This is a genomic window from Amaricoccus macauensis, assembly GCF_049800915.1.
Taxonomy (GTDB): domain Bacteria; phylum Pseudomonadota; class Alphaproteobacteria; order Rhodobacterales; family Rhodobacteraceae; genus Amaricoccus; species Amaricoccus macauensis_A.
On the sequence record NZ_JBNAFY010000002.1, the window covers coordinates 199,364 to 220,448 of the forward strand.

At 63.4% G+C, this 21,085-nt stretch carries 19 protein-coding genes and 1 tRNA gene; 6 read left to right on the forward strand and 14 right to left on the reverse strand.

Annotated elements, in window-relative coordinates:
- The first annotated feature begins 92 nt into the window (after positions 1–92).
- The 3 genes from ctaA to ACP15W_RS05235 are packed head-to-tail and all read left to right on the forward strand — an operon-like array spanning position 93 to position 2,102.
- Positions 93–1,235, forward strand: a complete 1,143-nt coding sequence (gene ctaA, locus ACP15W_RS05225) for a heme A synthase (protein ID WP_424931800.1) — start codon at positions 93–95, stop codon at positions 1,233–1,235.
- A 20-nt stretch (positions 1,236–1,255) separates the two neighbouring features.
- On the forward strand, positions 1,256–1,528 hold the full coding sequence (locus tag ACP15W_RS05230; RefSeq protein WP_424931801.1) for a GlsB/YeaQ/YmgE family stress response membrane protein: 273 nt from the start codon (positions 1,256–1,258) through the stop codon (positions 1,526–1,528).
- 31 nt (positions 1,529–1,559) lie between these two features.
- Entirely contained in the window at positions 1,560–2,102 is a 543-nt protein-coding gene (locus ACP15W_RS05235; protein ID WP_424931802.1) for a cupin domain-containing protein, read from the forward strand.
- 68 nt (positions 2,103–2,170) lie between these two features.
- On the opposite strand, the gene ACP15W_RS05240 is transcribed toward ACP15W_RS05235, so the two are convergent.
- The 5 genes from ACP15W_RS05240 to ACP15W_RS05260 all read right to left on the reverse strand — a co-directional run bounded on the left by ACP15W_RS05240 (position 2,171) and on the right by ACP15W_RS05260 (position 8,360).
- Entirely contained in the window at positions 2,171–3,718 is a 1,548-nt protein-coding gene (locus ACP15W_RS05240) for an alanine/glycine:cation symporter family protein (protein WP_424932281.1), read from the reverse strand.
- Positions 3,719–3,753: 35 nt separating this feature from the next.
- A complete protein-coding gene (locus ACP15W_RS05245; RefSeq protein WP_424931803.1) occupies positions 3,754–4,188 on the reverse strand; it encodes a universal stress protein in 435 nt (144 codons plus the stop codon).
- Positions 4,189–4,859: 671 nt separating this feature from the next.
- On the reverse strand, positions 4,860–5,696 hold the full coding sequence (gene mazG / locus ACP15W_RS05250; RefSeq protein WP_424931804.1) for a nucleoside triphosphate pyrophosphohydrolase: 837 nt from the start codon (positions 5,694–5,696) through the stop codon (positions 4,860–4,862).
- Between the two features lie 92 nt (positions 5,697–5,788).
- The gene (gene aqpZ, locus ACP15W_RS05255) at positions 5,789–6,496 is read right to left on the reverse strand and encodes an aquaporin Z (RefSeq protein ID WP_424931805.1); all 708 of its coding nucleotides are present in this window, start codon (positions 6,494–6,496) and stop codon (positions 5,789–5,791) included.
- Positions 6,497–6,638: 142 nt separating this feature from the next.
- Positions 6,639–8,360, reverse strand: a complete 1,722-nt coding sequence (locus ACP15W_RS05260; RefSeq protein WP_424931806.1) for a putative bifunctional diguanylate cyclase/phosphodiesterase — start codon at positions 8,358–8,360, stop codon at positions 6,639–6,641.
- A 283-nt stretch (positions 8,361–8,643) separates the two neighbouring features.
- Here ACP15W_RS05260 and ACP15W_RS05265 point away from each other — a divergent pair.
- Positions 8,644–8,718, forward strand: a tRNA-Gly gene (locus ACP15W_RS05265).
- Positions 8,719–8,943: 225 nt separating this feature from the next.
- Here the strand turns inward: ACP15W_RS05265 and ACP15W_RS05270 are convergent.
- The 6 genes from ACP15W_RS05270 to rpiA all read right to left on the reverse strand — a co-directional run bounded on the left by ACP15W_RS05270 (position 8,944) and on the right by rpiA (position 13,858).
- Positions 8,944–9,114 carry a hypothetical protein gene (locus ACP15W_RS05270; protein WP_424931807.1) on the reverse strand — a complete coding sequence of 57 codons (171 nt, stop codon included), beginning with the start codon at positions 9,112–9,114 and terminating at the stop codon, positions 8,944–8,946.
- 194 nt (positions 9,115–9,308) lie between these two features.
- Positions 9,309–9,494, reverse strand: coding sequence for a DUF2065 domain-containing protein (locus ACP15W_RS05275; protein ID WP_424931808.1), 186 nt, complete (start codon positions 9,492–9,494; stop codon positions 9,309–9,311).
- Entirely contained in the window at positions 9,491–10,381 is an 891-nt protein-coding gene (gene hflC / locus ACP15W_RS05280; RefSeq protein ID WP_424931809.1) for a protease modulator HflC, read from the reverse strand. The genes ACP15W_RS05275 and hflC overlap by 4 nt, the downstream gene beginning before the upstream one ends.
- On the reverse strand, positions 10,381–11,601 hold the full coding sequence (hflK, locus tag ACP15W_RS05285) for an FtsH protease activity modulator HflK (RefSeq protein ID WP_424931810.1): 1,221 nt from the start codon (positions 11,599–11,601) through the stop codon (positions 10,381–10,383). Before hflK ends, hflC begins: the two co-directional genes overlap by 1 nt.
- Before the next feature lie 95 nt (positions 11,602–11,696).
- Positions 11,697–13,049 (reverse strand): glutathione-disulfide reductase, encoded by a 1,353-nt coding sequence (gene gor, locus ACP15W_RS05290; protein ID WP_424931811.1) that lies wholly within the window; start codon positions 13,047–13,049, stop codon positions 11,697–11,699.
- Between the two features lie 23 nt (positions 13,050–13,072).
- Complete coding sequence (gene rpiA / locus ACP15W_RS05295) at positions 13,073–13,858, reverse strand: ribose-5-phosphate isomerase RpiA (protein WP_424931812.1); 786 nt, start codon at positions 13,856–13,858, stop codon at positions 13,073–13,075.
- A gap of 257 nt (positions 13,859–14,115) precedes the next feature.
- On the opposite strand from rpiA, the gene ACP15W_RS05300 reads away from it, so the two are divergent.
- A complete protein-coding gene (locus tag ACP15W_RS05300; protein WP_424931813.1) occupies positions 14,116–15,507 on the forward strand; it encodes an L-serine ammonia-lyase in 1,392 nt (463 codons plus the stop codon).
- A 279-nt stretch (positions 15,508–15,786) separates the two neighbouring features.
- Here ACP15W_RS05300 and ACP15W_RS05305 read toward each other — a convergent pair whose 3' ends face one another.
- Positions 15,787–16,233: a cell wall hydrolase gene (locus ACP15W_RS05305; RefSeq protein ID WP_424931814.1), complete on the reverse strand. Its 447-nt coding sequence runs from the start codon at positions 16,231–16,233 to the stop codon at positions 15,787–15,789.
- A gap of 404 nt (positions 16,234–16,637) precedes the next feature.
- A complete protein-coding gene (carB, locus tag ACP15W_RS05310; protein WP_424931815.1) occupies positions 16,638–19,898 on the reverse strand; it encodes a carbamoyl-phosphate synthase large subunit in 3,261 nt (1,086 codons plus the stop codon).
- 209 nt (positions 19,899–20,107) lie between these two features.
- Here carB and ACP15W_RS05315 point away from each other — a divergent pair, with 209 nt between their 5' ends.
- Positions 20,108–20,749, forward strand: coding sequence for a type II CAAX prenyl endopeptidase Rce1 family protein (locus ACP15W_RS05315; RefSeq protein WP_424931816.1), 642 nt, complete (start codon positions 20,108–20,110; stop codon positions 20,747–20,749).
- A gap of 55 nt (positions 20,750–20,804) precedes the next feature.
- Here the strand turns inward: ACP15W_RS05315 and ACP15W_RS05320 are convergent, their stop codons facing one another.
- Positions 20,805–21,044 carry a hypothetical protein gene (locus tag ACP15W_RS05320; RefSeq protein WP_424931817.1) on the reverse strand — a complete coding sequence of 80 codons (240 nt, stop codon included), beginning with the start codon at positions 21,042–21,044 and terminating at the stop codon, positions 20,805–20,807.
- Between the last annotated feature and the right edge of the window lie 41 nt (positions 21,045–21,085).

Below are 21,085 nucleotides of genomic sequence, written 5' to 3' on the forward strand. Positions count from 1 at the left end.
CCCGAAGATATTGTTCCATACGCGTTACTGCGCTCGCAGCGCGCATCTTTCCACCGTATTTGGTTTGCGTTAGATCGATGTCGGAGGTGGGCATGAGCAAGACACGCAGTATCTTCGAAGACGTCAGTGAAAAGGCAGCGGCTCCGGCTGCGGCACCGAAAGCCCGTCGACCGCAATATGCGCGCCGCGGCATCGCGATCTGGCTCGCAATCCTCTTTGCCTTGGTTACGGCGATGATCGTGGTTGGCGGTATGACGCGGCTCACGGATTCGGGACTGTCGATCACCGAATGGAAACCCGTCACCGGGGCCGTGCCGCCCATGGATGCGGCGAGCTGGGATGCGGAGTTCGAGCGCTACAAGCAGATTCCGCAATACGAGCTCCTCAATCCCGAGATGACGCTCGCCGAGTTCAAGGTGATCTACTGGTGGGAGTGGGGCCATCGGCAGCTCGGGCGGATCATCGGCCTGGTGTGGGCCGTGGGGTTTGTGGGCTTCCTTGTGCTCAGGCGCATCCCGCCCGGTTGGACCCCGCGTTTGCTGGGATTGGGCGTTCTGGGCGGTTTGCAGGGCGCGATTGGCTGGTGGATGGTCTCCTCCGGGCTGTCGGGCCAGATGATCGCGGTCGCCTCCTATCGGCTGGCCGTGCATCTTGGCCTTGCCTTCGCAATCCTCGGTCTTATCGCGTGGTATTTCCTGCGCCTCGTGCGGAGCGAGGCCGATCTCCTGCAGTCCCATCGGCAGCGCAACCCGCTGCTCATGCGCTGGGGGCTCCTGCTCACCATCGTGGCTTTCCTGCAGATCCTGCTCGGGGCGCTTGTCGCGGGGATCGACGCGGGGCGCGGCTACATCGACTGGCCGCTCATGGGCGGTGAGGTGTTTCCGTCTGACGCCTTCAATATCGTCCCAGCCTGGCGGAACTTTCTCGAGAACCCGGCGTTGGTCCAGTTCAATCATCGTCTGCTGGGCTATGTGCTGGCCACACTCGGCGCACTGGCATGGTGGCGGAGCCGGAAGTCCTCGATGCTGCACATCCGGCGGGCTTTCGATGCGATGGGGATCGCGCTTGCGGTGCAGGTCGTGCTGGGTGTGGTGACGGTGCTTCATGCTTCGCCATGGCAGATCGCGATCGTGCATCAACTGGGGGCCATCGTGCTCTTCGTGCTGATCTTGCGAGCGAAGTTCACCGCGCAGTTTCCGCTGGCGCAGAAAATCGCACGCGGCGGCGGTAAGTAGATCTGAAGGAGTAGGTCGGAATGGAAGGCTTTCTGGAGGCGCTCGGCTGGGCCGGTATCATCATTCTCACCCTGATCGGGCTGGTTTCGGGGTGGCTTGCTTCCGTGGTGGCCGGTGGACGAAATCGCCCGAAATACCTGATCATCGGCGTGCTGGCCGCGCTCGCCACCCCTTTCGTGCTGGCCGCGCTGGGGTTGGGCGTTCTGGCTGCCGGCGGGCTTCTGGCGATCCTGTTCGCGGGTATCTTCGGTGCGGTCGTGGTGCTGGTCCTCGCGAAGATGATCTTCGACTAGGCCGCCGGGGGCTGGCTGGTAGGGGTCTTCCATGGCGCAGATCGCCAGGGTTTCCACGGATTCCGCCGCAGTCGAGACGTTCCGGTTCGAAGCGGCAGGCGGCATTCCCAACAATTCTGCACTGCCGGCGGTTTGCCTTCGCGGCGTGATTTCTCCCGTGGCAGGGCCGGGCGAGATTCGGGGGCTGATGGAATCCAACGGTTGGACCGGCACATGGACCTGGACCGTCTTCGACTATCATCACTATCACCCGAATGCCCATGAGGCGCTGATCGTGGCATCGGGATCGGCATCGCTCGTGATCGGAGGCACGAGGGGGCAAGGGCTGGAAGTGGAAGCTGGCGATGCGTTGATCCTGCCAGCCGGAACCGGACATTGCAGAGGCAAGGCCTCCTCGGATTTCAGGGTCTGCGGCGGATATCCGCGCGGGCAAGAGGCCTACGAGACCCTGCGTGACGGGGACCCCGTGACGCCAGAGATCAGGGCGCGCATTTCTGCCGTGCCGCTGCCGGTTTCGGACCCGGTCTACGGATCAGAGGGGCCTCTATTCGATGCCTGGGGGCTATCGGACTAGGGGGGCGTACAAGAAATCGGCCGGCGCCCTGAGGACACCGGCCGGGTATGCCTGACGCGTGACGGCTTTTATTCCGCTGCGACGAACTTGCGGATCTCACCCGACTTGAGGCGGCTGAAATACGAGTTCACCTCGCGGCCTGCGATCGGGATCAGCACGTAGAGCGCGATGATGTTGACCACGGCCATGGCGAAGATCATGGCGTCGGAGAAGTCGATGACCGCACCGAGCTGAGCGGCTGCTCCGACGATGACGAAGAAGCAGAACAGGAGCTTGAAGACCAGTTCCTTGGTCTTTCCTTCCCCGAACAGGTAGGTCCAGGCCTTCAGGCCGTAGTAGGACCAGGAGATCATGGTCGAGAAGGCGAAGAGCACCACCGCGATTGCCAGGATGTAGGGGAACCACGAGAGCCCCTGCTCGAAGGCATAGGAGGTGAGCGCCACGCCGGACACGCCGCCATCGGTCATGATGACGCCCTCTTCGACCATATACCGGCCTGTTTCGGGATCGATGAGCAGGGCTCCGGAAATGGTGATGACAAGCGCAGTCATCGTGCAGATCACCACGGTGTCGATGAAGGGCTCGAGAAGCGCCACGGTGCCTTCTGTGACCGGTTCCTTGGTGCGGACGGCGGAGTGCGCGATGGCCGCGGAGCCGACGCCTGCCTCGTTGGAGAAGGCTGCACGCTTGAAGCCCTGGATCAGGGCGCCGACAAAGCCACCCGCTACACCGAGGCCGGTAAAGGCGCCCTCGAAGATCTGGCCGAATGCCCAGCCGATCATGTTTGCGTTCATCAGAAGGACGATGAGAGCCGCGCCGACATAAAGTATGCCCATGAATGGCACGACCTTTTCGGTCACCTGTGCGATCGACTTGATGCCGCCGACGATCACCGCGAAGACGATGCCCGCGAGGATAATGCCGGTGATCCAGCCCTTGCCGTCGAGGAAGCTGCCCTCACCGCCGAAGACGTTGACGATCTGGGCGTGGGCCTGGTTGGCCTGGAACATGTTGCCGCCACCGAACGAGCCGCCGATGCAGAAGATGGCGAAGAGAATGGCCATGAATTTGCCGCCCTTGGCGCCACGCTCCTTGAACCCCTTCACCATGTAGTACATCGGACCGCCCGAGACGGTGCCGTCGGGGTATTCGTTGCGATATTTCACGCCAAGTGTGCATTCGGTGAATTTCGTCGCCATGCCCATGAGGCCCGCGAGAATCATCCAGAAGGTCGCACCCGGACCGCCAATGCCTACGGCCACGGCCACGCCGGCGATGTTGCCGAGGCCGACCGTGCCGGAAAGAGCCGTGGCGAGTGCCTGGAAGTGGCTGACCTCACCGGCATCATTGGGGTCCGAATAGTCGCCCTTTACCAGCGATATGGCGTGGCCGAAGGCGCGGAACTGGATGAAGCGGAAGTAGATCGTGAAGACGGTTGCGCCAACCACCAGCCAGAGCACGATCCAGGGAAAGCTCGTGCCGGGAAGGGGCGCGAAGATCAGGGAGACGAACCAGCCGGTGGAACTGGCAAATATGTCGTTCACCATGGCGTCGATGGAAGCGGCCTCCTGCGCCATCGCGGCAGGTGCCGTGGCGATCAGTGCCAGAAGTCCCATGAGGGGGTTGAGGTATCGCATGTATCTGGCCTCGTTCAAGGAATGATTGTGACGGGAACAGTGGCAGACGCGACAAGCTTGCCCGAGACGCTACCGAAGAGGCGCTCCTTCAGGCCACGGTCGCCCGTTCGCCCGATGATGATTTGTTCCGCCTTTGTGGATTTTGCGATCTTCTCGATCAGCTCGACCGGATCGCCATGCTGTACGTGGGTCGTGACCTTGAAGCCATCGGCTTCGAGTGCCTTGGCCGCGGGATCAAGCACGTGGCTGCGCGCCTGCTCCAGTTCCGCTTCTCGTCGTTTGTGTCGCTCGGCGAGTTCTTCCTGGGTGTGGAAGGAATAGGGTGTCCAGTCGATGATGAAGGCGAGCGAGAGCTCACAGTCTCCGATCAGCTTGGCGAGCCGCTTCGCATGCGCGAGTGCACGCTCACTCGCTGCCGAACCATCCAGTCCGACGAGTATGCAGGTCATTCAAGGTCCCCCGGTTGTTGATGACAAAAGTGTGTCGATACAACGGGGATAGGGCAAGAAATGAATTGGGATTAACCAAGACGCCGGTCAAAACATATGCGCGGAAACTCGCAAACTGTACGCATGTTAACCACGCGAAGGGGGAATGACGCGTTTTTCCCCTTGAACTGCGCAGGATTGTCCTTAGACGTGGCTATACATTCTCTTGTGTGGAATGTGGACGGTGCGCCACGCCGACCGGTGGAGTTCGAGTGATGCGTATGGGAACGAGTCTTGGTGCGACTGTTCGGTTCCTGAACGCTGCAGCCGTAAGCAGCGGAACTGCGCCCGCCAGGACAAACTCAAGAAACCAGGCTGACATCCCGTTCTCCTCCCGTCGACGTGACGCGAGGCCAACCTGCGGGGGAAAGCTTAAGGTGGCGTTACCTCGAACCGTGGCTTGCGACTTTCATTCCTGGCCCCGGTCCCGGTCTTTCGCGGCAACAGCGGCCCCTTCAGCGGCAGGGATCCAGGGTCAATAAATTAAAGCCTTGAATTAAAGATCATTTGTGCCGGGAGGCGCGCCCGACCGGCTCTCGCCCATTGCAACATGCGTAAAATTTTCGGTGTTGATCCGGCTCGAAGCGCCGAAACTTTTAGCTATTCGGTCGCAAAATTTTCCGAAATCCGCTTTAGCCCTCGCGCTTTTTTACCGCGTTCCAGAGTTCATCCATTTCCTCGAGCGTGCTGTCGGTCGGGGTGCGGCCTTGCGCCGCGAGCATGGCCTCGATGCCCTGGAAGCGGCGAGTGAATTTTGCGTTCGCCGCGCGGAGGGCTGCTTCCGGATCGATCTTCAGGTGGCGCGCTAGGTTGGCCATGACGAACATCAGGTCGCCATATTCCTCGAACGCCTTCTCCGTATCGCCCCGCCGGTGCTCCTCGACGAGTTCGGCGGTTTCCTCCGCGATCTTGTCCAGAACCGATCCCGCATCGGGCCAGTCGAAGCCCACCCGTGCGGCCCGGTTCTGCAGTTTCACCGACCGGGTGAGGGCCGGGAGACCGGCGGCAACCCCATCAAGGGCACTTATGGGGCCTTGCTGCGCACCGCGTTCGCCCGCCTTGATGGTTTCCCAGTCGCGGGTCTGCTCTTCGGGTGTCTTGTCCCGGCTGTCATCTCCGAACACGTGAGGGTGCCGGCGCACCATCTTGTCGGATATGGCGCGCACGACATCGTCGAAGGCGAAGTGATCGTCCTCCTGTGCGAGGCGCGCATGGTAGACGACCTGGAGAAGCAGATCGCCCAGTTCATCGCGCAGGTCCCCGTGATCGCGGCGTTCGATCGCGTCTGCCACCTCATAGGCTTCCTCGATCGTGAAGGGAGCGATGGTCTCGAAGGTCTGCACCAGGTCCCAGGGGCATCCGCCCTCCGGGTCTCGCAGGCGCGCCATGATCTCGATGAGCCTTGGCATGCCGCCTTCGGCATCGTGGACGAGGGCATCCGAGTCGGATCTGGGAGAATTGTCCTTCATGCGCGCAAGGTATCCGCGCGCGGGCTGGTGGCCAAGGGCGAAGAACAAGGGGACGCACGGGCGGCAGGGAGCCGCCCGCACAGAAGATAGGCTCAATCGCTGTCGAGCAGGGTGTTCCAGATGAATGCACCGAGGCCGCCACCGATCAGCGGGGCAATCCAGAACAGCCAGAGCTGGCTGATTGCATTCGTTTCGGCGAAAAAGACGACTGCGGTGGAGCGTGCCGGGTTCACCGAGGTGTTGGTGACCGGTATCGAGATCAGGTGGATCAGCGTGAGGCAGAGACCGATGGCGATGGGGGCAAAGCCCACCGGAGCGCCGCGCTGGGTTGCGCCGAGGATCACGACAACGAAGAAGGCGGTGAGGACGACTTCGATGGCGAAGGCCGACATCAAGCCATAGCCTCCCGGCGAGAGATCGTCGTAGCCATTGGAGGCAAAGCTGCCGGGGGACCACTCAGGACCGAAGGAAGCGTCATAGGGCGCGCCGGAGGCAATGACGTAGAGCAGCGCGCCGGCCAGGAGGCCACCGATCACCTGTGCAATCCAATAGGGAATCACTTCGCTCCATTCGAAACGATCCGCGACGGCCAGACCGAACGTCACGGCCGGGTTGAAATGCCCGCCGGAGATCGGGCCGACGGCATAGGCCATCGTCAGCACGGTCAGGCCGAAGGCAAAGGCGACACCGACGAAACCGATGCCCAGTTCGGGATAGCCGGCGGAAATGACTGCGGCGCCGCAGCCTCCGAAAACCAGCCAGAAGGTGCCGAAAAGTTCGGCGGTTAGCTTTTGCGTCACGGATCACCTCGTGAGGAATGCAGGATGAGAATGAAAGCCCGCGCTGGCGAAATGGCTGTGCAGGGCAGCTCCTGATCGTCAACTCTCGAGGTTGGGTCAAGTCCTTGTGAACGGGATCGGAGGGGGAATTCCTCCCGCGTGTTCAGGCCGAGGCGCGGCACCTGGCGTTTTCCAGGCCCTCCATCGGATTTTCCTGTGGCAGGCCGATCAGGTAGCCTTGCGCATGGGTAAAGCCCAGGCGGCGCACCTGTTCCAGCCTTGCCTCGGTTTCGATGCCTTCGGCTGTGACGGCGATCCCTTGTGTGCGGGCGGAGGAGACAATTGCCCGGATGACTTTATTGGTGGTCGGGTTGTCGAGATCGTCCACGAAGGTCTTGTCGAGCTTGATCCTGTGATGCGGCAGGCGGGCGAGATAGGAGAGCGCGCTGTAGCCGGAGCCGAAATCGTCCAGCGCAATCCGGATGCCGCGGGCAATGAGGGTTCGGAGCTGGCCGAGCGTTTCGGGGTCGTCACGCATCAGCACGGTCTCGGTGATCTCGATCTCCAGCCGGTCGGCCGGGAAGCCGCTCAGGGACAGGGCGCTGTCGATCTGGCTGATGAAATCCGGCTGCTGGAACTGCAGGGCCGAGACGTTGACCGAAAGGCCGATTTCGCCGGGCCATTCCGCGGCACGGCAGAGGGCCTCGCGCAGCACCCAGCTTCCGATTGGCAGGATCTGGCCCGAGGCTTCAGCGAGCGTCATGAAGCTCGAAGGGGTAAGTTCGCCGCGGCCTGGGTGCTGCCAGCGCAGGAGTGCCTCGACGCCGGCGACAGATCCGTCCGCGAGATTGACGTAGGGCTGGTAGACGAGCCGGAGCTGGTCGGTGCGGATCGCGGCACCGAGGTCGAGCTCGAGCCGGCTTTGATCGTGCATCGTCGCGTCGTGTTCGGGGTCGTGGATGCTGACCCTGTTGCCCCCATCGGCCTTTCCGCGCCGCAGTGCCTTGTCGGCCTGCATGAAAAGGGTCGCGGCGGGCGTGCTTTCGCCTGGTTCCTCGACCACGAGGCCGATCGTTGCCTGCATCTCCAGCGGCTCACCCGCGACCGGAAGCGGGGCCGCGACGCGTTCGAGAAGGTGCGCCGCGAACTGCGTCAGGCTCTCCCCGGTGCGGCGGGTGAGGATGAGGAAGCGATCGCCGCCCAGGCGGGCCATGACCTCGCCCGGCCCGGTCGCACCTTCGAGGCGCTCATAGAGGCAGTAGAGGATGAAATCGCCTGCAGCGGAACCGAGGGCCTCGTTGAGCGAACGGAAGCGATCAATATCCAGCATCAACAGGGCCTTGCCGCCTTCGCCCGTGCGCATGTCGCGGATCAGCCAGAGCGCATCGGAATGGGAGAGGGTCGACGGAGACTTGGGTGCGGGTGTTTCCATCGCTGGTGGGGCAGGCAGGGCAGGTGGGAGAAGTGGAGCAGTGGGGTGGCCGAGCAACTCGGCAAGGATGTCTGCGGCGTCCTGAAGCGGGGAGGCGGCCCCGGAGCCGAGCCAGCGGTGTCTTGCACTGAGAATCAGCAGGAAGGCCCGCGCCGAACCGCCGGCGTGAACCGGCATGACCGCAGCATAGGGACATTCCAGCCCGAATGCCGCAGGATCCATGCGTGCGGCTTTCCGACTTTGCAGGGCGTGGGTGAGCAAAGCGGGCAGATGTGTGATGTCGTCGGAGGACGTATCGTTGCGGCGGGCCCACTGGTGCCGGAAGGCATCCGTGCCGTCCCAGAATGTGGCCTTGCCATCCTCGACCAGGAATGTTCCGATTGCCGTTACATCGAGCCGCGACGCCGCGAAGCGCAGAAGTGCAGAGACTGTCTGGCTGCTTCGACTGACCATTATCATCGCCCTCTCAACATAAATACAATCATAGGTTGTTTTTGTTAAAAGTAAAGCAGGAGACTTGCAACCTGCCAGTGAATTGGATGCGCCCCTTGCTGGCCGGTCAGACGGGAAGATGTGTGGCGTTTGACTGCCGTGATCGCCGGGCATTCAGCCTGAAATCGCGAGCTGCATGGACGTGCGGCGAGGGGGCAAAAAAACATGCAGAGAAACGTGGTTTATGGTGTTTTTCGCTCTTGTGTCCCCTCTCGGCTTTTGGTTATACACCGCTCCACGGAACGCGGGTGTAGCTCAGGGGTAGAGCACAACCTTGCCAAGGTTGGGGTCGTGGGTTCGAATCCCATCGCCCGCTCCAATAAACATAGGCGGTAAATTCTGGCAGATTTACCGCGCCGCTTCGGAAAGAGAAGCGTTCTTTTCCAGAACAATCAATCACTATGCATCTGCAGCGTTTCATTGCGCGGATTGATGCGTCGTGTTCAGAGGCCGACAAGCTTCAGGCAGCCCAGCCGTTTTGCCCAGCAATAGCAGATTAGCGGCGCGATAATCCCGGCCAGCGCGACGATGGTTATCTGAAGGGTCAAACCGTAGCCCCGAGCGCAGCAAGGCCGTCTCTGGCAATTTCGGAGAAGATCGGGTGGCTCACGTAAAACGCCAATGAGGCCGTGCCGATCAGCGCCATCGCACGCCAGATGCGCGCGTGACACAGCTCCAGCCCCACCAGTGCGACGGCTGACTGCGGAAACTGCACGCATGATCTCCCGGACGGCGTCGGACTGCGGCCATTGCAAGATTGTCGTGATCGAGACGCAAAGAACGGCGCGCGCAAGGAGAGCCAGATGGCGGGCTGATTCGGATCGCAACCTGTTGCGATAGAGAAGCGCTCCGGATGCCACGAAGTGAGGATAGGTGAGTGCGCAAATGCTGAAAGGTCAGGCGTTTGGCCTAGCGGAAGATCCAGACAATGCCGGTTCCGAATGCAATGGCGGCCAGCGCGATGGTCCGGCGCTGGCCGATGGAAAGACTGTCGAGCATTTCGAGCATGTCGCGGACCCGGGCCGGTGCCAAAGCGAGGGCAAGACCCTCGAAGATGGCGACCAGCCCGAAGGCCATGAGCACGTCGCGGATCATTCCGCGGCGCTGGTGTCCGACCGGGATTGCGGCGAGTCCAGATAGTCGAAGAACCGACTGTCTGGTTCGATCATCAGCGTGGTGTTCTCGCTGGTAAGTGCCGACCCATAGGCTTCCATCGAGCGGATGAAGGAGAAGAACTCCTCATCAGCCGAGAAAGCCTCCGCCAGGATCCGGTTGCGCTCGGCGTCGGCCTCACCGCGGATCACGTTCGCGTCGCGCTCGGCTTCGGAGACGATCTCGATCGCGGTCCTGTCGGCCTGTGCACGCACACGCTGGGCCGCCTCGTTACCGCGAGCGCGCTCATCTGCCGCTTCGCGTTCACGCTCGGCCTGCATCCTCTGGAACGTAGCTTCGAGGTTCTGCTCGGGCAGGTCGGCGCGCTTCAGCCGCACGTCGATGATGTTGATGCCCAGTGCCCGCGCCTCGACGATGGAGGCATCGCGGATCCGGTTCATCAGCCCGACACGATCCGGCGACAGCACCGCCTCGGAGCGGACGGCACCCAGTGCTTCACGGATGTTGGCGCGAAGGATCGAGCTCAACCGCTGCTCGGCGGAGGAGACGCCACCGGCACCGATGGCCCGGCGGAACTGTTCGACATCCTGGATGCGCCAACGTGCGAAGGCGTCCACGATCAGGCGGCGGTCGTCGAGAGGCGTGACTTCGAGTGCCTGCGTCTCGAGGCCCTGGATACGCGCGTCATAGAAGACGACGTTCTGGATGAACGGAACCTTGAAGGCGAGGCCGGGCTCTTCCTTGACCGAGCGGACCTGGCCGAACTGGAGCACCATGGCCTTCTGACGTTCGTCGACGATGAAGAGCGAATTGGCCAGAAGGAAGACGATGACCGCGAGGGCAATTGCGATGATTGGGAGCTTGCGCATCAGTTGGTCTCCCCGGTGTTGGAGCTGACGGTTGCGCCGCGTTGCAACTCGTTCAGCGGAAGATAGGGAACGACACCCTGCGAATTGCCGGAAGGCGTATCCACGAGGAACATCTGCACGCCGCCAAGCACCCCTTCCATGGTTTCGAGATAGAGCCGCTGCCGGGTGACATCAGGCGCTTTCACGTATTCCTCGAGCACGGCGCTGAAGCGGCTCGCCTCACCCTGTGCCGAGTTGACTTCCCGCGCCCGGTAGCCTTCGGATTCCTGCAGGATCTGCGCGGCCTGACCACGCGCACCGGCGAGGCGCTCGTTGGCATATGCATCGGCGCGGTTCTGGAGGGTCGAACGTTCCTGGCGGGCTGCCTGCACTTCGCGGAAGGCGTCGATGACCTGCTCGGGCGGGTCGGCCTTGTCGAAGTTGAGGCGGACGATATTCACGCCGGAGCCGTATTCGTCGAGCGTTGCCTGTATAAGTTCCTGGACTTCCTGGCTGATGATCCCGCGGTCGCGGTTGAGGATCGGAGCCAGTTCGGACCGGGCGACAACCTCACGCATGGCCGATTCCGCCACCGCCTCGATGGTCGAGACCGGGTTCGAGAGATTGAAGATGAACTGTGCCGGGTCGCGCACGTTCCAGACCACCTCGAAGTTGATGTCGACGATGTTCTCGTCGCCTGTCAGCATCAGGCCGGCGCTGGCGCCGCGAACGGTTCCGGAGCCGATCTCGACGGTCTGCTCGCGGAAGGCCGGGATGATTTCGTAGGTCACGATCGGCCAGGGCGCAAAGTTGAGACCGGGGCCGCCGACGCAGTCACCGCGGCATTCGCCCAGTGTCAGTTCGACCGAGCGTTCGAAGTCCTGGACCCGGTAGAAAGATTTCACCAGCCAGAGGCCGAAGATCACGACAAGGATCAGAACGATGGCGCGTTTCGGGATGCCGGCACTCGGGCCGCCCCCTCCGCCGGGGCCCCGGCCACCGCCTCCGCCCGAGCGTCCGCCCATCAGAACCTTGAGCTGTTCCTGACCCTTGCGAACGATCTCGTCGATATCCGGGACAGGTGGCTGGCCGCCGCCCTGTCCACCGCCACCGCCGCCGCTTCCGCCACCGCGATTGCCGCCGCCGCTTCCGCCGCCCCACGGCCCCTTGCCGCCTCCGCCCTGGGATCCGCCGCCCTTCTTGCCGCTTCCCCAAGGTCCGCCGTTGTTGCTGTAAGGCATGCGCCGCTCGGCTCCTCTCCGTTGATCGTCGTTTTGCGCTTCACCCGCGCCCGTGTGAGCGGCAATTTGCCACCCGAACGGGCAAAATCAATCCGTTATTCGACAGGTGTTCGCATTGTTACCAGTTCTTCCGCAGCCGTGGGGTGCACGGCCATGGTATTGTCGAAGTCTTCCTTGGTTGCCCCCATCCGCATCGGGATGGCGACAAGCTGGGCCATTTCGCCCGCACCGTGACCGACGATATGACAGCCAAGAACCTTCCTGCTGTCCTTCGCCACGATCAGCTTCAGGAGCATCTTCTCATCGCGCCCACCAAGCGTGTTGAGCATCGGGCGGAAAGTCGAGCGATAGATCTCGATCTCGCCGGTTTCGCGGGCCTCCGCCTCGCTCATGCCAACCGTCCCGATTTCGGGCTGGGTAAAGACCGCCGTCGGAATCAGCTCATGATCGGCCTTGCGTGGTGTTCCACCGAACACCGTGTCGGCAAAGGCGTGTCCTTCCCGGATTGCAACCGGGGTCAGCGCCACACGGTCGGTCACGTCGCCCACGGCATAGATCGATGGCACGCTGGTCTGCGACCATTCGTCCACCGCGATCGCGCCGTTCGGCTTGAGCTTCACGCCCGCCTCCTCGAGACCGAGACCCCGTGTATTTGCGTGACGGCCCGTGGCGAAAAGCACCTGATCCACGATCGACAGATCGTTGTTCTTCAGGGTGACATGCAGCCCGTCGGCTTCCTTGGTGATGGAGGCCGGTTCATGCGCCAGCATGATTTCCACGCCGCGCTCGCGCATGGCGTCGGCCACATGGTCACGCACGTCGTCATCGAAACCGCGCAGGATCTGGGTGCCGCGGTAGGCTTGGGTCACATGGCTGCCGAGACCGTTCATGATGCAGGCGAATTCGCAGGCGATATACCCGCCACCCACAATCATGATCCGGCGCGGCTGTTCCTTTAGGTCGAAGATTTCGTTGGAGGTGATCCCGAGCTCCGCTCCGGGGATGTCCGGGACGAATGGCGTGCCCCCGGTGGCAATCAGGATGTGCTTCGCGCGGAAGCTCTTCCCATTCACAAGCTCCACGGTGTGCGCGTCCGTCAGCCTGGCGCGCGACGTGAAGACATGCACGCCTGCCTTGCGGAGATTGGTCAGATAGATGTTCTCGAGCCGGGAAATCTCGGTATCCTTGGCCGCGATCAGCTTCCACCAATCGAAACTCGTTGCCCCAACGCTCCATCCGAAGCCTTCGGCGTCGTCGAATGCATCGGAAAAGCTCGACGCGTAGACCATCAGTTTCTTGGGGACGCACCCCCGGATCACGCAGGTGCCACCGAAACGATATTCCTCGGCAAGACCCACCTTTGCACCGGTCTGAGCGGCAATCCTCGCCGCGCGAACGCCGCCCGACCCGCCGCCGATCACGAACAGGTCGAGATCGAATTCGCTCATCAATTCAGCCTCGTCATGCTGGGTTAGGCGTCCTCATTTCGCATTTGTTCCGCCAGATCTAATATCTTGGACCGCTCGATCAACTCGCACTCCCCGCTTTCCTCGCCGACGATCACGGCATCTGCGATGCCAATGAACAAACCGTGATCGACCACACCCGGAATATGCGACAGCCTGTTGGCCAGATCGGCCGGATCGCCGATGCGCTTCAGGTGCAGATCGAGGATGTAGTGACCGCCGTCGGTGACCAGGGCATGGTCCGAGGTCTCGCGCAGGATGACCTCGCGCCCATCCACGTCCGCGCCCTCGAGCGCCTCCTCGATAGCCGTTTTCGTGCGTCCATTGCCGAACTTCACCACTTCGACCGGAAGGGGGAAGGCGCCGAGGTGCTGGACCTGCTTGCCGCGGTCGGCGATCACCACCATCCGCTCGCTTGAGGTGGCGACGATCTTTTCCTGCAGAAGCGCAGCGCCGCCGCCCTTGATGAGGTTGAGGCCAACGTCGAACTCGTCGGCGCCATCCACCGTGAGGTCGATCGTGCCGCAGGCGTCGATCTCCCGAAGCGGAACGCCAAGTTCCCGGGCGAGCCACATGGTGGTGTTCGATGTCGCGACACCCGTGACGGCCAGATCCGTATCCCGGATGCGCTCGGAGAGCAGCCGGACGAACCAGGCGGCCGTGGAGCCGGTGCCGAGGCCGAGTGTCATCCCGGATTCGACGAAATCCAGCGCCTTCTCCGCGGCGGCCCGCTTGGCCTTGTCCGCAGGCGAGAGCGAGGACGAATCGGCTGGTTGAACTCTTTTCGTCATTGAACCTCCTCACTTCCCAAAGTCCGGGCGTCTGGCCCGTCCCAGCGGAACCGCTTTCCCGTCTCCTGCGCCATGCTGTTTGCGGCGGAAATGGGGCGAATTTCGCTGGCTACCCGGGTTATAGGGGCATTGGGCGGCAACCGGAAGGCGCATTCGGGCGCGCGCCGCGCCAGCTATGGCGGGTGTCGTTATCAGCCATGCACATGGCGCAGGGGCGCGGCTAGGCTGGGGCAGGGATCAGTTTCGCGAGCCAGCTCATGTTTCTCAGTGTGTTCGAGATCTTCAAGGTCGGGATCGGTCCGTCATCGAGCCACACCATGGGCCCGATGGTGGCCGGTGCGCGGTTTCTTGAGGGGCTTCGGGGCGGAATGGATCCGATCCCCGGCGCGGGGCCTGCCGCGCGGTTGGGATGCCGGTTGCACGGCTCGCTCGCCTTCACGGGTAAGGGCCATGCGACCGACCGGGCCGTCATCCTCGGTCTCGCCGGGTTCACGCCGGAGACATACGAGCCGGAGCGCGCGGAGGCGGTTCTGGCGCAGATCGAGAAGACCGGCCGGATCGCGCCCCCGGACCTGCCGGAAATGGCGTTCGAGCCCAACCGCGATCTGGTGTTCGACTACGACAAGCCATTGCCGGGTCACGCGAATGGCATGACGCTGCTGGCCTGGGATGCGGATGACAACCTGGCGCTGAGCGAGACCTATTACTCGGTGGGTGGCGGCTTCGTGCTGACCGAGGGGGAACTGGCGCATCCGCCCGTCGGCGAGGATGCAAGCCCGGTGCCGTATCCGTTTCACACCGCGGCCGAGATGCTCGCCATGGCGGAGAAGAGCGGCAAGAGCATTGCCGGGATGAAGCGCGCGAACGAGCTGGCGCGGATCTCCCCCGGCGCGCTTGACGAAGGGCTGAAGCGCATCTGGTCGGTGATGACGGAATGCATCGACGCGGGCCTTGCCCGCGACGGCAAGCTGCCGGGTGGGTTGAACTTGCCGAGGCGGGCGCGGGGTATCCACAATCACCTGCTTTCGGAGCGGGGCGTGAACCTCGCGCCGCCGCACAGCATCAACGACTGGATTTCGGTCTATGCCATTGCAGTGAATGAGGAAAATGCCGCCGGGGGGCGGGTGGTGACGGCACCCACGAACGGGGCGGCGGGCGTGGTGCCAGCGACCATCCGATACTGGCTCGATCATGTGCCGGGGGCCACCGCATCGCGGGTGCCCGAATTCCTTCTGACCGCGGCGGCGGTGGGCGGGATCATCAAGCATAACGCGTCGATCTCGGGGGCGGAAGTGGGCTGCCAGGGCGAGGTGGGCTCGGCGGCGGCGATGGCGGCGGCGGGGCTGGCCGCGGTGCTGGGCGGGACGCCGGCGCAGATCGAGAATGCGGCCGAGATTGCGCTCGAGCATCACCTCGGCATGACCTGCGATCCGATCAAGGGGCTGGTGCAGGCGCCCTGCATCGAGCGAAATGGCCTGGGGGCGATCAAGGCGGTTTCGGCGGCTTCGCTCGCGCTTCGGGGCGATGGCTGGCACCTGGTGAGCCTGGATGCCTGCATCGAGACGATGCGCCAGACCGGGCACGACATGGACGAGCGCTACAAGGAAACCTCGCTCGGCGGGTTGGCAGTGAATGTGCCGAACTGCTGAGGTTAAGGCCGGGTTAACGGCCTTGGCGCTTGCCGGGGCGGGAAGTGGCTTCGGCCTTGCAGGAAAGGGGCGAGAGCGATTCGGTGCCGCTCGGGCCGAATGCACATTTCATGCATATTTCATGCAGATTGCATCGTGATAAATTCCCGCATGCGTAACCGTCCGGTTAATTTGCCGGGCTTTCCGTGGATTCGGCAAAACCGGACAGGATAGGCGGGTGACGTGCCTGTTGCGCGAGATCGCCCCGGACTGGACGTTGCGCCGTGTGCTGCTGCCTGCTCAGCGGTAGAACGTATGCGCGCCCACGATCCCGGTCGTCTCGAATGCGGCGGCCCAGTAGGGGGTCATGTGCGAGCCATGATAGAACAGCGCACCGCCGGTCGGGTCCTCGGTCGATCCGTCGAGGACATTCTCGGCCAATTCGAAGGCGGCCTCGCGGCTTTCCCGGTGTGTCAGCGTTTCGGGAAGGCCATCGCAGTTGTAGGAGAACTGGCAGCCCTGGTTGACGACACCGCAGATCGTATCCGGAAAATCCTCGCTTTCGGCACGATTGACGATCACATGCGCAACGGCTTCCCGGCTGGTTCTGCTCTCACCGCGGGCCTCGAAATAGATGGCTTCCGCAAGACAGGATTCTGCGGTTTCGCTATCGGCTGCCGCGCGAGAGGCAGGCAGGACGGTTGAGGCTGCGAGGGCGGAGGCAATCAGGAGAAGTCGTTTCTGCATTTCGGTCCCATCGGTTGTTGAACGAAGGGATCGAGATGGGTCGAATTTTATATAGTCCAAGTATTGACAGCATGAAGTGAGCAGGAGCTTGCCCATGCGCCTTGGAATAAAACGGGTTTTTCTGGTTCGCCTGTCCGCACGTCGCGCAGCATACACGGCTTTGCCGTGACAATGCTGCTGTTTTCGAGGCCGGGCCGGCGGCGGACCGGGGGGTGGCGCAGCACGGCCTGTTTGGCGCGGTTTACGGCGACGATACTGCCTAGACCGGCGGTATGCCCCTTCATCGAGGACGCGCCAGCCCGTCCGGGCGGGCCGACGCAGGCACGGCGCCTCCGGCTTGTCCCGTGCCATTGTTTCCCAGCACCGATGGCCAGATCGGCTCGTAACTGCCATTCGCCTCGGGATCAGGACCCCGCCAGTTCCTGGATCGCCATGACCTCGAGATCGCCTTCGAGCCGGTTCTGCATCGCGAGTGCAGCAGCGCGGGAGCCGGCGGCGGTGGTGTAGTAGGGGATCTTGCCCGAGAGCGCGAGCGCACGGATCTCGCGGCTGTCGGAAACCGACTGCGCGCCTTCGGTGGTGTTGAACACCACCTGAACGCCGCCATCCTTGATCCGGTCGACGATGTGCGGACGGCCTTCATAGACCTTGTTGATCTTCTTCGCCGGGATGCCGTTTTCGGTGAGGAATGCCGCCGTGCCGCCGGTGGCCACGATCTCGAAACCGAGGCGGGACATGATCTGCGCGGCCTCGATGATGAGACCGTTCTTGTCGCTGTCCTTCACGGAGATAAAGACGGTGCCTTCGGTGGGCAGGGTGGTGCCGGCGCCGATCTGGGCCTTGAGGAAGGCGCGCGAGAAGGTCTTGTCGAGACCCATGACCTCGCCGGTCGAGCGCATTTCGGGGCCGAGGATCGTGTCGACGCCCGGAAAGCGGCTGAAGGGCAGGACGGCTTCCTTGACGGCGATATGCTTGGTCTCGGGGGCCTTGAGGGTGAAGGCGTCGAGCTTCTCGCCCGCCATGACGCGCGCGGCGATGCCCGCGATGGGCGAGCCCACGGCCTTGGCGACGAAGGGCACGGTGCGCGAGGCGCGCGGGTTCACTTCGAGCACGAAGATCTCGCCGTCCTTGATCGCGAACTGCACGTTCATCAGGCCGACCACGTTAAGGCCGAGCGCGAGCTTGCGGGTCTGGACCTTCAGCTCCGCGACCATTTCGGGCGAGAGCGAATAGGGCGGAAGGGCGCAGGCGCTGTCGCCGGAATGCACGCCCGCTTCCTCGATATGCTCCATCACGCCTGCGACATGAACGTTCGTGCCGTCCGAGATCGCATCCACATCGACCTCGACCGCGCCGGTGAGATAGCTGTCGAGCAGCACCGGATCGTTGCCCGAGACCTTCACCGCCTCGTTGATGTAGCGCTGAAGGTGGGCGTCGTCGCGCACAATTTCCATGGCGCGACCGCCGAGCACGTAGGACGGCCGGATCACCAGCGGGTAGCCGATCTGGGCGGCGACCGCCTCGGCTTCCTTCTTGGAGGTGGCAAGGCCGTTGGCGGGCTGCTTCAGCTCGAGCTTGTTGAGAAGCTGCTGGAACCGCTCGCGATCTTCGGCAAGGTCGATCGCGTCGGGGTCGGTGCCGAGGATCGGGATGCCAGCATCATGGAGGGCATTGGCGAGCTTCAGCGGCGTCTGGCCGCCGAACTGCACGATCACGCCCTTGAGCGTGCCCGCATCCTGCTCGACGCGGAGCACTTCGAGCACGTGCTCGAGGGTGAGCGGTTCGAAGTAGAGCCGGTCGGAGGTGTCGTAGTCGGTCGAGACCGTCTCCGGGTTGCAGTTGATCATGATGGTCTCGTAGCCCGCATCGGCGAGCGAGAAACAGGCATGACAGCAGCAGTAGTCGAACTCGATGCCCTGGCCGATCCGGTTCGGGCCGCCGCCGAGGATCACGACCTTCTTGCGATCCGACGGGCGGGCCTCGCATTCGGTCATCCCCATCGCATCGGCCTCGTAGGTCGAATACATGTAAGGCGTCTGGGCCTCGAACTCGGCGGCGCAGGTGTCGATCCGCTTGAAGACCGAGCGGACGTTGAACCGCTGGCGCTCGGCGCGCACCGATGTCTCGGTGCGGGCGGTGAGCGTGGCGAGGCGGGCATCCGAGAAGCCCATCATCTTCAGCCGGCGCAGCTCGGGGGCGGAGCGGGGCAGGCCGTCGCGCCGCAGGCGGGCCTCTTCCTCGACGATTTCGCGAATGCGGGCGAGGAACCACGGATCGAAGCCGGTGACGCCGTTGATCTCGTCGTCGGTGAGGCCGTGGCGCATGGCCTGGGCCGCGACGCGCAGCCGGTCGGGGGTGCGCACGGAGAGCGCCTTTGTGACCGCGGCCTTGAGTTCCGCGGTCGGCACGCCGTCGCCCGCGCCTTCGATCTCTATCTCGTCGAAGCCGGTGAGGCCTGTTTCGAGGGAGCAGAGGGTCTTCTGGACGCTTTCGTGGAAGGTGCGGCCGATGGCCATAGCCTCGCCCACGGATTTCATCGCCGTGGTGAGCACGGGCTCGGAGCCGGGGAATTTCTCGAAGGCGAAGCGCGGGATCTTGGTGACCACGTAGTCGATTGTCGGCTCGAAGCTCGCGGGCGTGACCTGCGTGATGTCGTTGTCCAGTTCGTCGAGCGTGTAGCCCACGGCGAGCTTGGCCGCGACCTTGGCGATCGGGAAGCCGGTGGCCTTGGAGGCGAGCGCGGAGGAACGGGAGACGCGCGGGTTCATCTCGATGACGACGAGCCGGCCCGTCTCGGGCTGGACCGCGAACTGCACGTTGGAGCCGCCGGTTTCCACCCCGATCTCGCGCAGCACCGCGATCGAGGCGTTGCGCATCATCTGGTATTCCTTGTCCGTGAGCGTGAGCGCCGGCGCCACGGTGATCGAATCGCCGGTATGCACGCCCATCGGATCGACGTTCTCGATGGAGCAGATGATGATGCAGTTGTCCGCCTTGTCGCGGACGACTTCCATCTCGAATTCCTTCCATCCCAGCAGGCTCTCGTCGATGAGGATCTGGGAGACGGGGGAGGCGTCGAGGCCGGTCTTGCAGATGTGCTCGTAGTCTTCGCGGTTGTAGGCCACGCCGCCCCCCGTTCCGCCGAGGGTGAAGGCGGGGCGGATGATGGCCGGAAGACCCACGTGTTCGATCGCGTCCATCGCTTCCTCGATGGTCTTGGCGATGGTGGCCTTGGGGTTCTCGAGCCCGATCCGGTCCATGGCCTCGCGGAAGAGGGCGCGGTCCTCGGCCATCTCGATGGCTTCGCGCTTGGCGCCGATCAGCTCGACGTCGAATTTCTCGAGCACGCCCATGTCGGCGAGCTTCAGCGCGGTGTTGAGGCCGGTCTGGCCGCCCATGGTGGGCAGGAGCGCGTCGGGGCGTTCCTTCTCGATGATCTTCGCGACGACCTCGGGCGTGATCGGCTCGATGTAGGTCGCGTCCGCCATTTCAGGGTCGGTCATGATCGTGGCGGGGTTCGAGTTGACCAGGATGACCCGGTAGCCTTCCTCGCGCAGCGCCTTGCAGGCCTGGGCGCCGGAATAGTCAAACTCGCAGGCCTGACCGATGACGATGGGCCCCGCCCCGATGATGAGGATGGAGCGGATGTCTTCTCTCTTCGGCATTGCGGCCCCGTCACGGCTGCCCGTCGCGCATGACAACGGGGGGACAGATTCGTCCCAGACTTCGGAAATCGACGTGGTTATAGAGAGCGGGCCGGGGGGTGCAAGATAATATCCCCGCGAGGAGGCAGAGAAGCTGCGTGGTTTTTGACGCGGTGCGCAATAAATGCCCTGTGCGATGGCCGGAGAGGGCCGGTGTGGAGGCATTCGGAATGGTTAACCGCAAGGCGCGGCTTCTGGTCGAATTCACGGCCCTGTTCGTAGCAGTCCCGCTCTGGGTGGCAATTGCGCTGCCCGCGGACCGGATGCCGCTGGCGTTCTTCGCGGTCTTTGCCGTGGGGCTGGTGTTTCTCGCGATCACGCCGGGGGTCCGCCGGTCGGAGATCTGGAGCGGCTGGCGCGATCTCGATGCGCGCTTCCTCTGGCTGTCGCTCGGGGGTGGCGCAGTGGCGCTGCTGCTCATTGCCTGGTGGTTCGTGCCCGGAATGATCTTCTTCCTGCCGCAACAGATGACGGGGCTGTGGCTCCTTATCATGCTGCTTTACCCGATCGTGTCGGCGCTGCCGCAGGAGATCTTCTTCCGGCAGCTCTTCTTCCGCCGCTATGGCGGGCTCTTCGGGCGCGAATGGCTGGCGGTTGCGGTGAACGCGGGCGTGTTCGGGTTGGCCCACCTCGCCTACTGGAACTGGATGGCGCTTGGGCTTTCGACTGCGGGCGGGATCATCTTCGCGCGGGCCTATCTGCATCACGGCGGAATGGTGGCGGCGATCCTGCTCCATGCTTTGCTCGGCATGGTCGTCTTTACTGTGGGTCTTGGGTTCTTCTTCTATCACGGCGCGATTTCGGGGCCGTGATAGGGGGTGCCTGCCCCGCGACGCGGTGGCCGCGGGGCAGGCTGCCAGGAAAGGATCAGCCGCGGTCGATGATCCGCTGCACATTGCGGGCCGTGTCGTTCTTCGAGGAATCGGGCGAGGAGAAGGCCGCGTGGATGCGGGCGAGCTGGTTGGTGGTCAGGTCGCCTGCCTCGACGGTGTCGAAGCCGTTGCGGGTGAGCTGGTTCTGGACGCTGGTTTCGAACTGGCTGGCGGAGGCTGCGAGCGGTGCGGCGAGGAAAGCGGCGGCGAGGGCTGCGAATGCGACGGTTTTCATGAGAGATGTCCTTTCGATCGGGTGTTGTCTGGCCGAGAGAA

What these genes read in the sequence shown, in the direction of transcription:
- rpiA (WP_424931812.1), bottom strand. Translation starts at nt 13,858, where the DNA reads ATGACGAAAAGAGTTCAACCAGCCGATTCGTCCTCGCTCTCGCCTGCG.
- carB (WP_424931815.1), bottom strand. Translation starts at nt 19,898, where the DNA reads ATGCCGAAGAGAGAAGACATCCGCTCCATCCTCATCATCGGGGCGGGG.
- ACP15W_RS05260 (WP_424931806.1), bottom strand. Translation starts at nt 8,360, where the DNA reads ATGGTCAGTCGAAGCAGCCAGACAGTCTCTGCACTTCTGCGCTTCGCG.
- ACP15W_RS05300 (WP_424931813.1), top strand. Translation starts at nt 14,116, where the DNA reads ATGTTTCTCAGTGTGTTCGAGATCTTCAAGGTCGGGATCGGTCCGTCA.
- hflC (WP_424931809.1), bottom strand. Translation starts at nt 10,381, where the DNA reads ATGCGCAAGCTCCCAATCATCGCAATTGCCCTCGCGGTCATCGTCTTC.
- ACP15W_RS05320 (WP_424931817.1), bottom strand. Translation starts at nt 21,044, where the DNA reads ATGAAAACCGTCGCATTCGCAGCCCTCGCCGCCGCTTTCCTCGCCGCA.
- ACP15W_RS05315 (WP_424931816.1), top strand. Translation starts at nt 20,108, where the DNA reads ATGGTTAACCGCAAGGCGCGGCTTCTGGTCGAATTCACGGCCCTGTTC.
- ACP15W_RS05230 (WP_424931801.1), top strand. Translation starts at nt 1,256, where the DNA reads ATGGAAGGCTTTCTGGAGGCGCTCGGCTGGGCCGGTATCATCATTCTC.
- ACP15W_RS05240 (WP_424932281.1), bottom strand. Translation starts at nt 3,718, where the DNA reads ATGGGACTTCTGGCACTGATCGCCACGGCACCTGCCGCGATGGCGCAG.
- mazG (WP_424931804.1), bottom strand. Translation starts at nt 5,696, where the DNA reads ATGAAGGACAATTCTCCCAGATCCGACTCGGATGCCCTCGTCCACGAT.
- ACP15W_RS05275 (WP_424931808.1), bottom strand. Translation starts at nt 9,494, where the DNA reads ATGATCCGCGACGTGCTCATGGCCTTCGGGCTGGTCGCCATCTTCGAG.
- ACP15W_RS05235 (WP_424931802.1), top strand. Translation starts at nt 1,560, where the DNA reads ATGGCGCAGATCGCCAGGGTTTCCACGGATTCCGCCGCAGTCGAGACG.
- ACP15W_RS05305 (WP_424931814.1), bottom strand. Translation starts at nt 16,233, where the DNA reads ATGCAGAAACGACTTCTCCTGATTGCCTCCGCCCTCGCAGCCTCAACC.
- gor (WP_424931811.1), bottom strand. Translation starts at nt 13,049, where the DNA reads ATGAGCGAATTCGATCTCGACCTGTTCGTGATCGGCGGCGGGTCGGGC.
- ctaA (WP_424931800.1), top strand. Translation starts at nt 93, where the DNA reads ATGAGCAAGACACGCAGTATCTTCGAAGACGTCAGTGAAAAGGCAGCG.
- ACP15W_RS05245 (WP_424931803.1), bottom strand. Translation starts at nt 4,188, where the DNA reads ATGACCTGCATACTCGTCGGACTGGATGGTTCGGCAGCGAGTGAGCGT.
- hflK (WP_424931810.1), bottom strand. Translation starts at nt 11,601, where the DNA reads ATGCCTTACAGCAACAACGGCGGACCTTGGGGAAGCGGCAAGAAGGGC.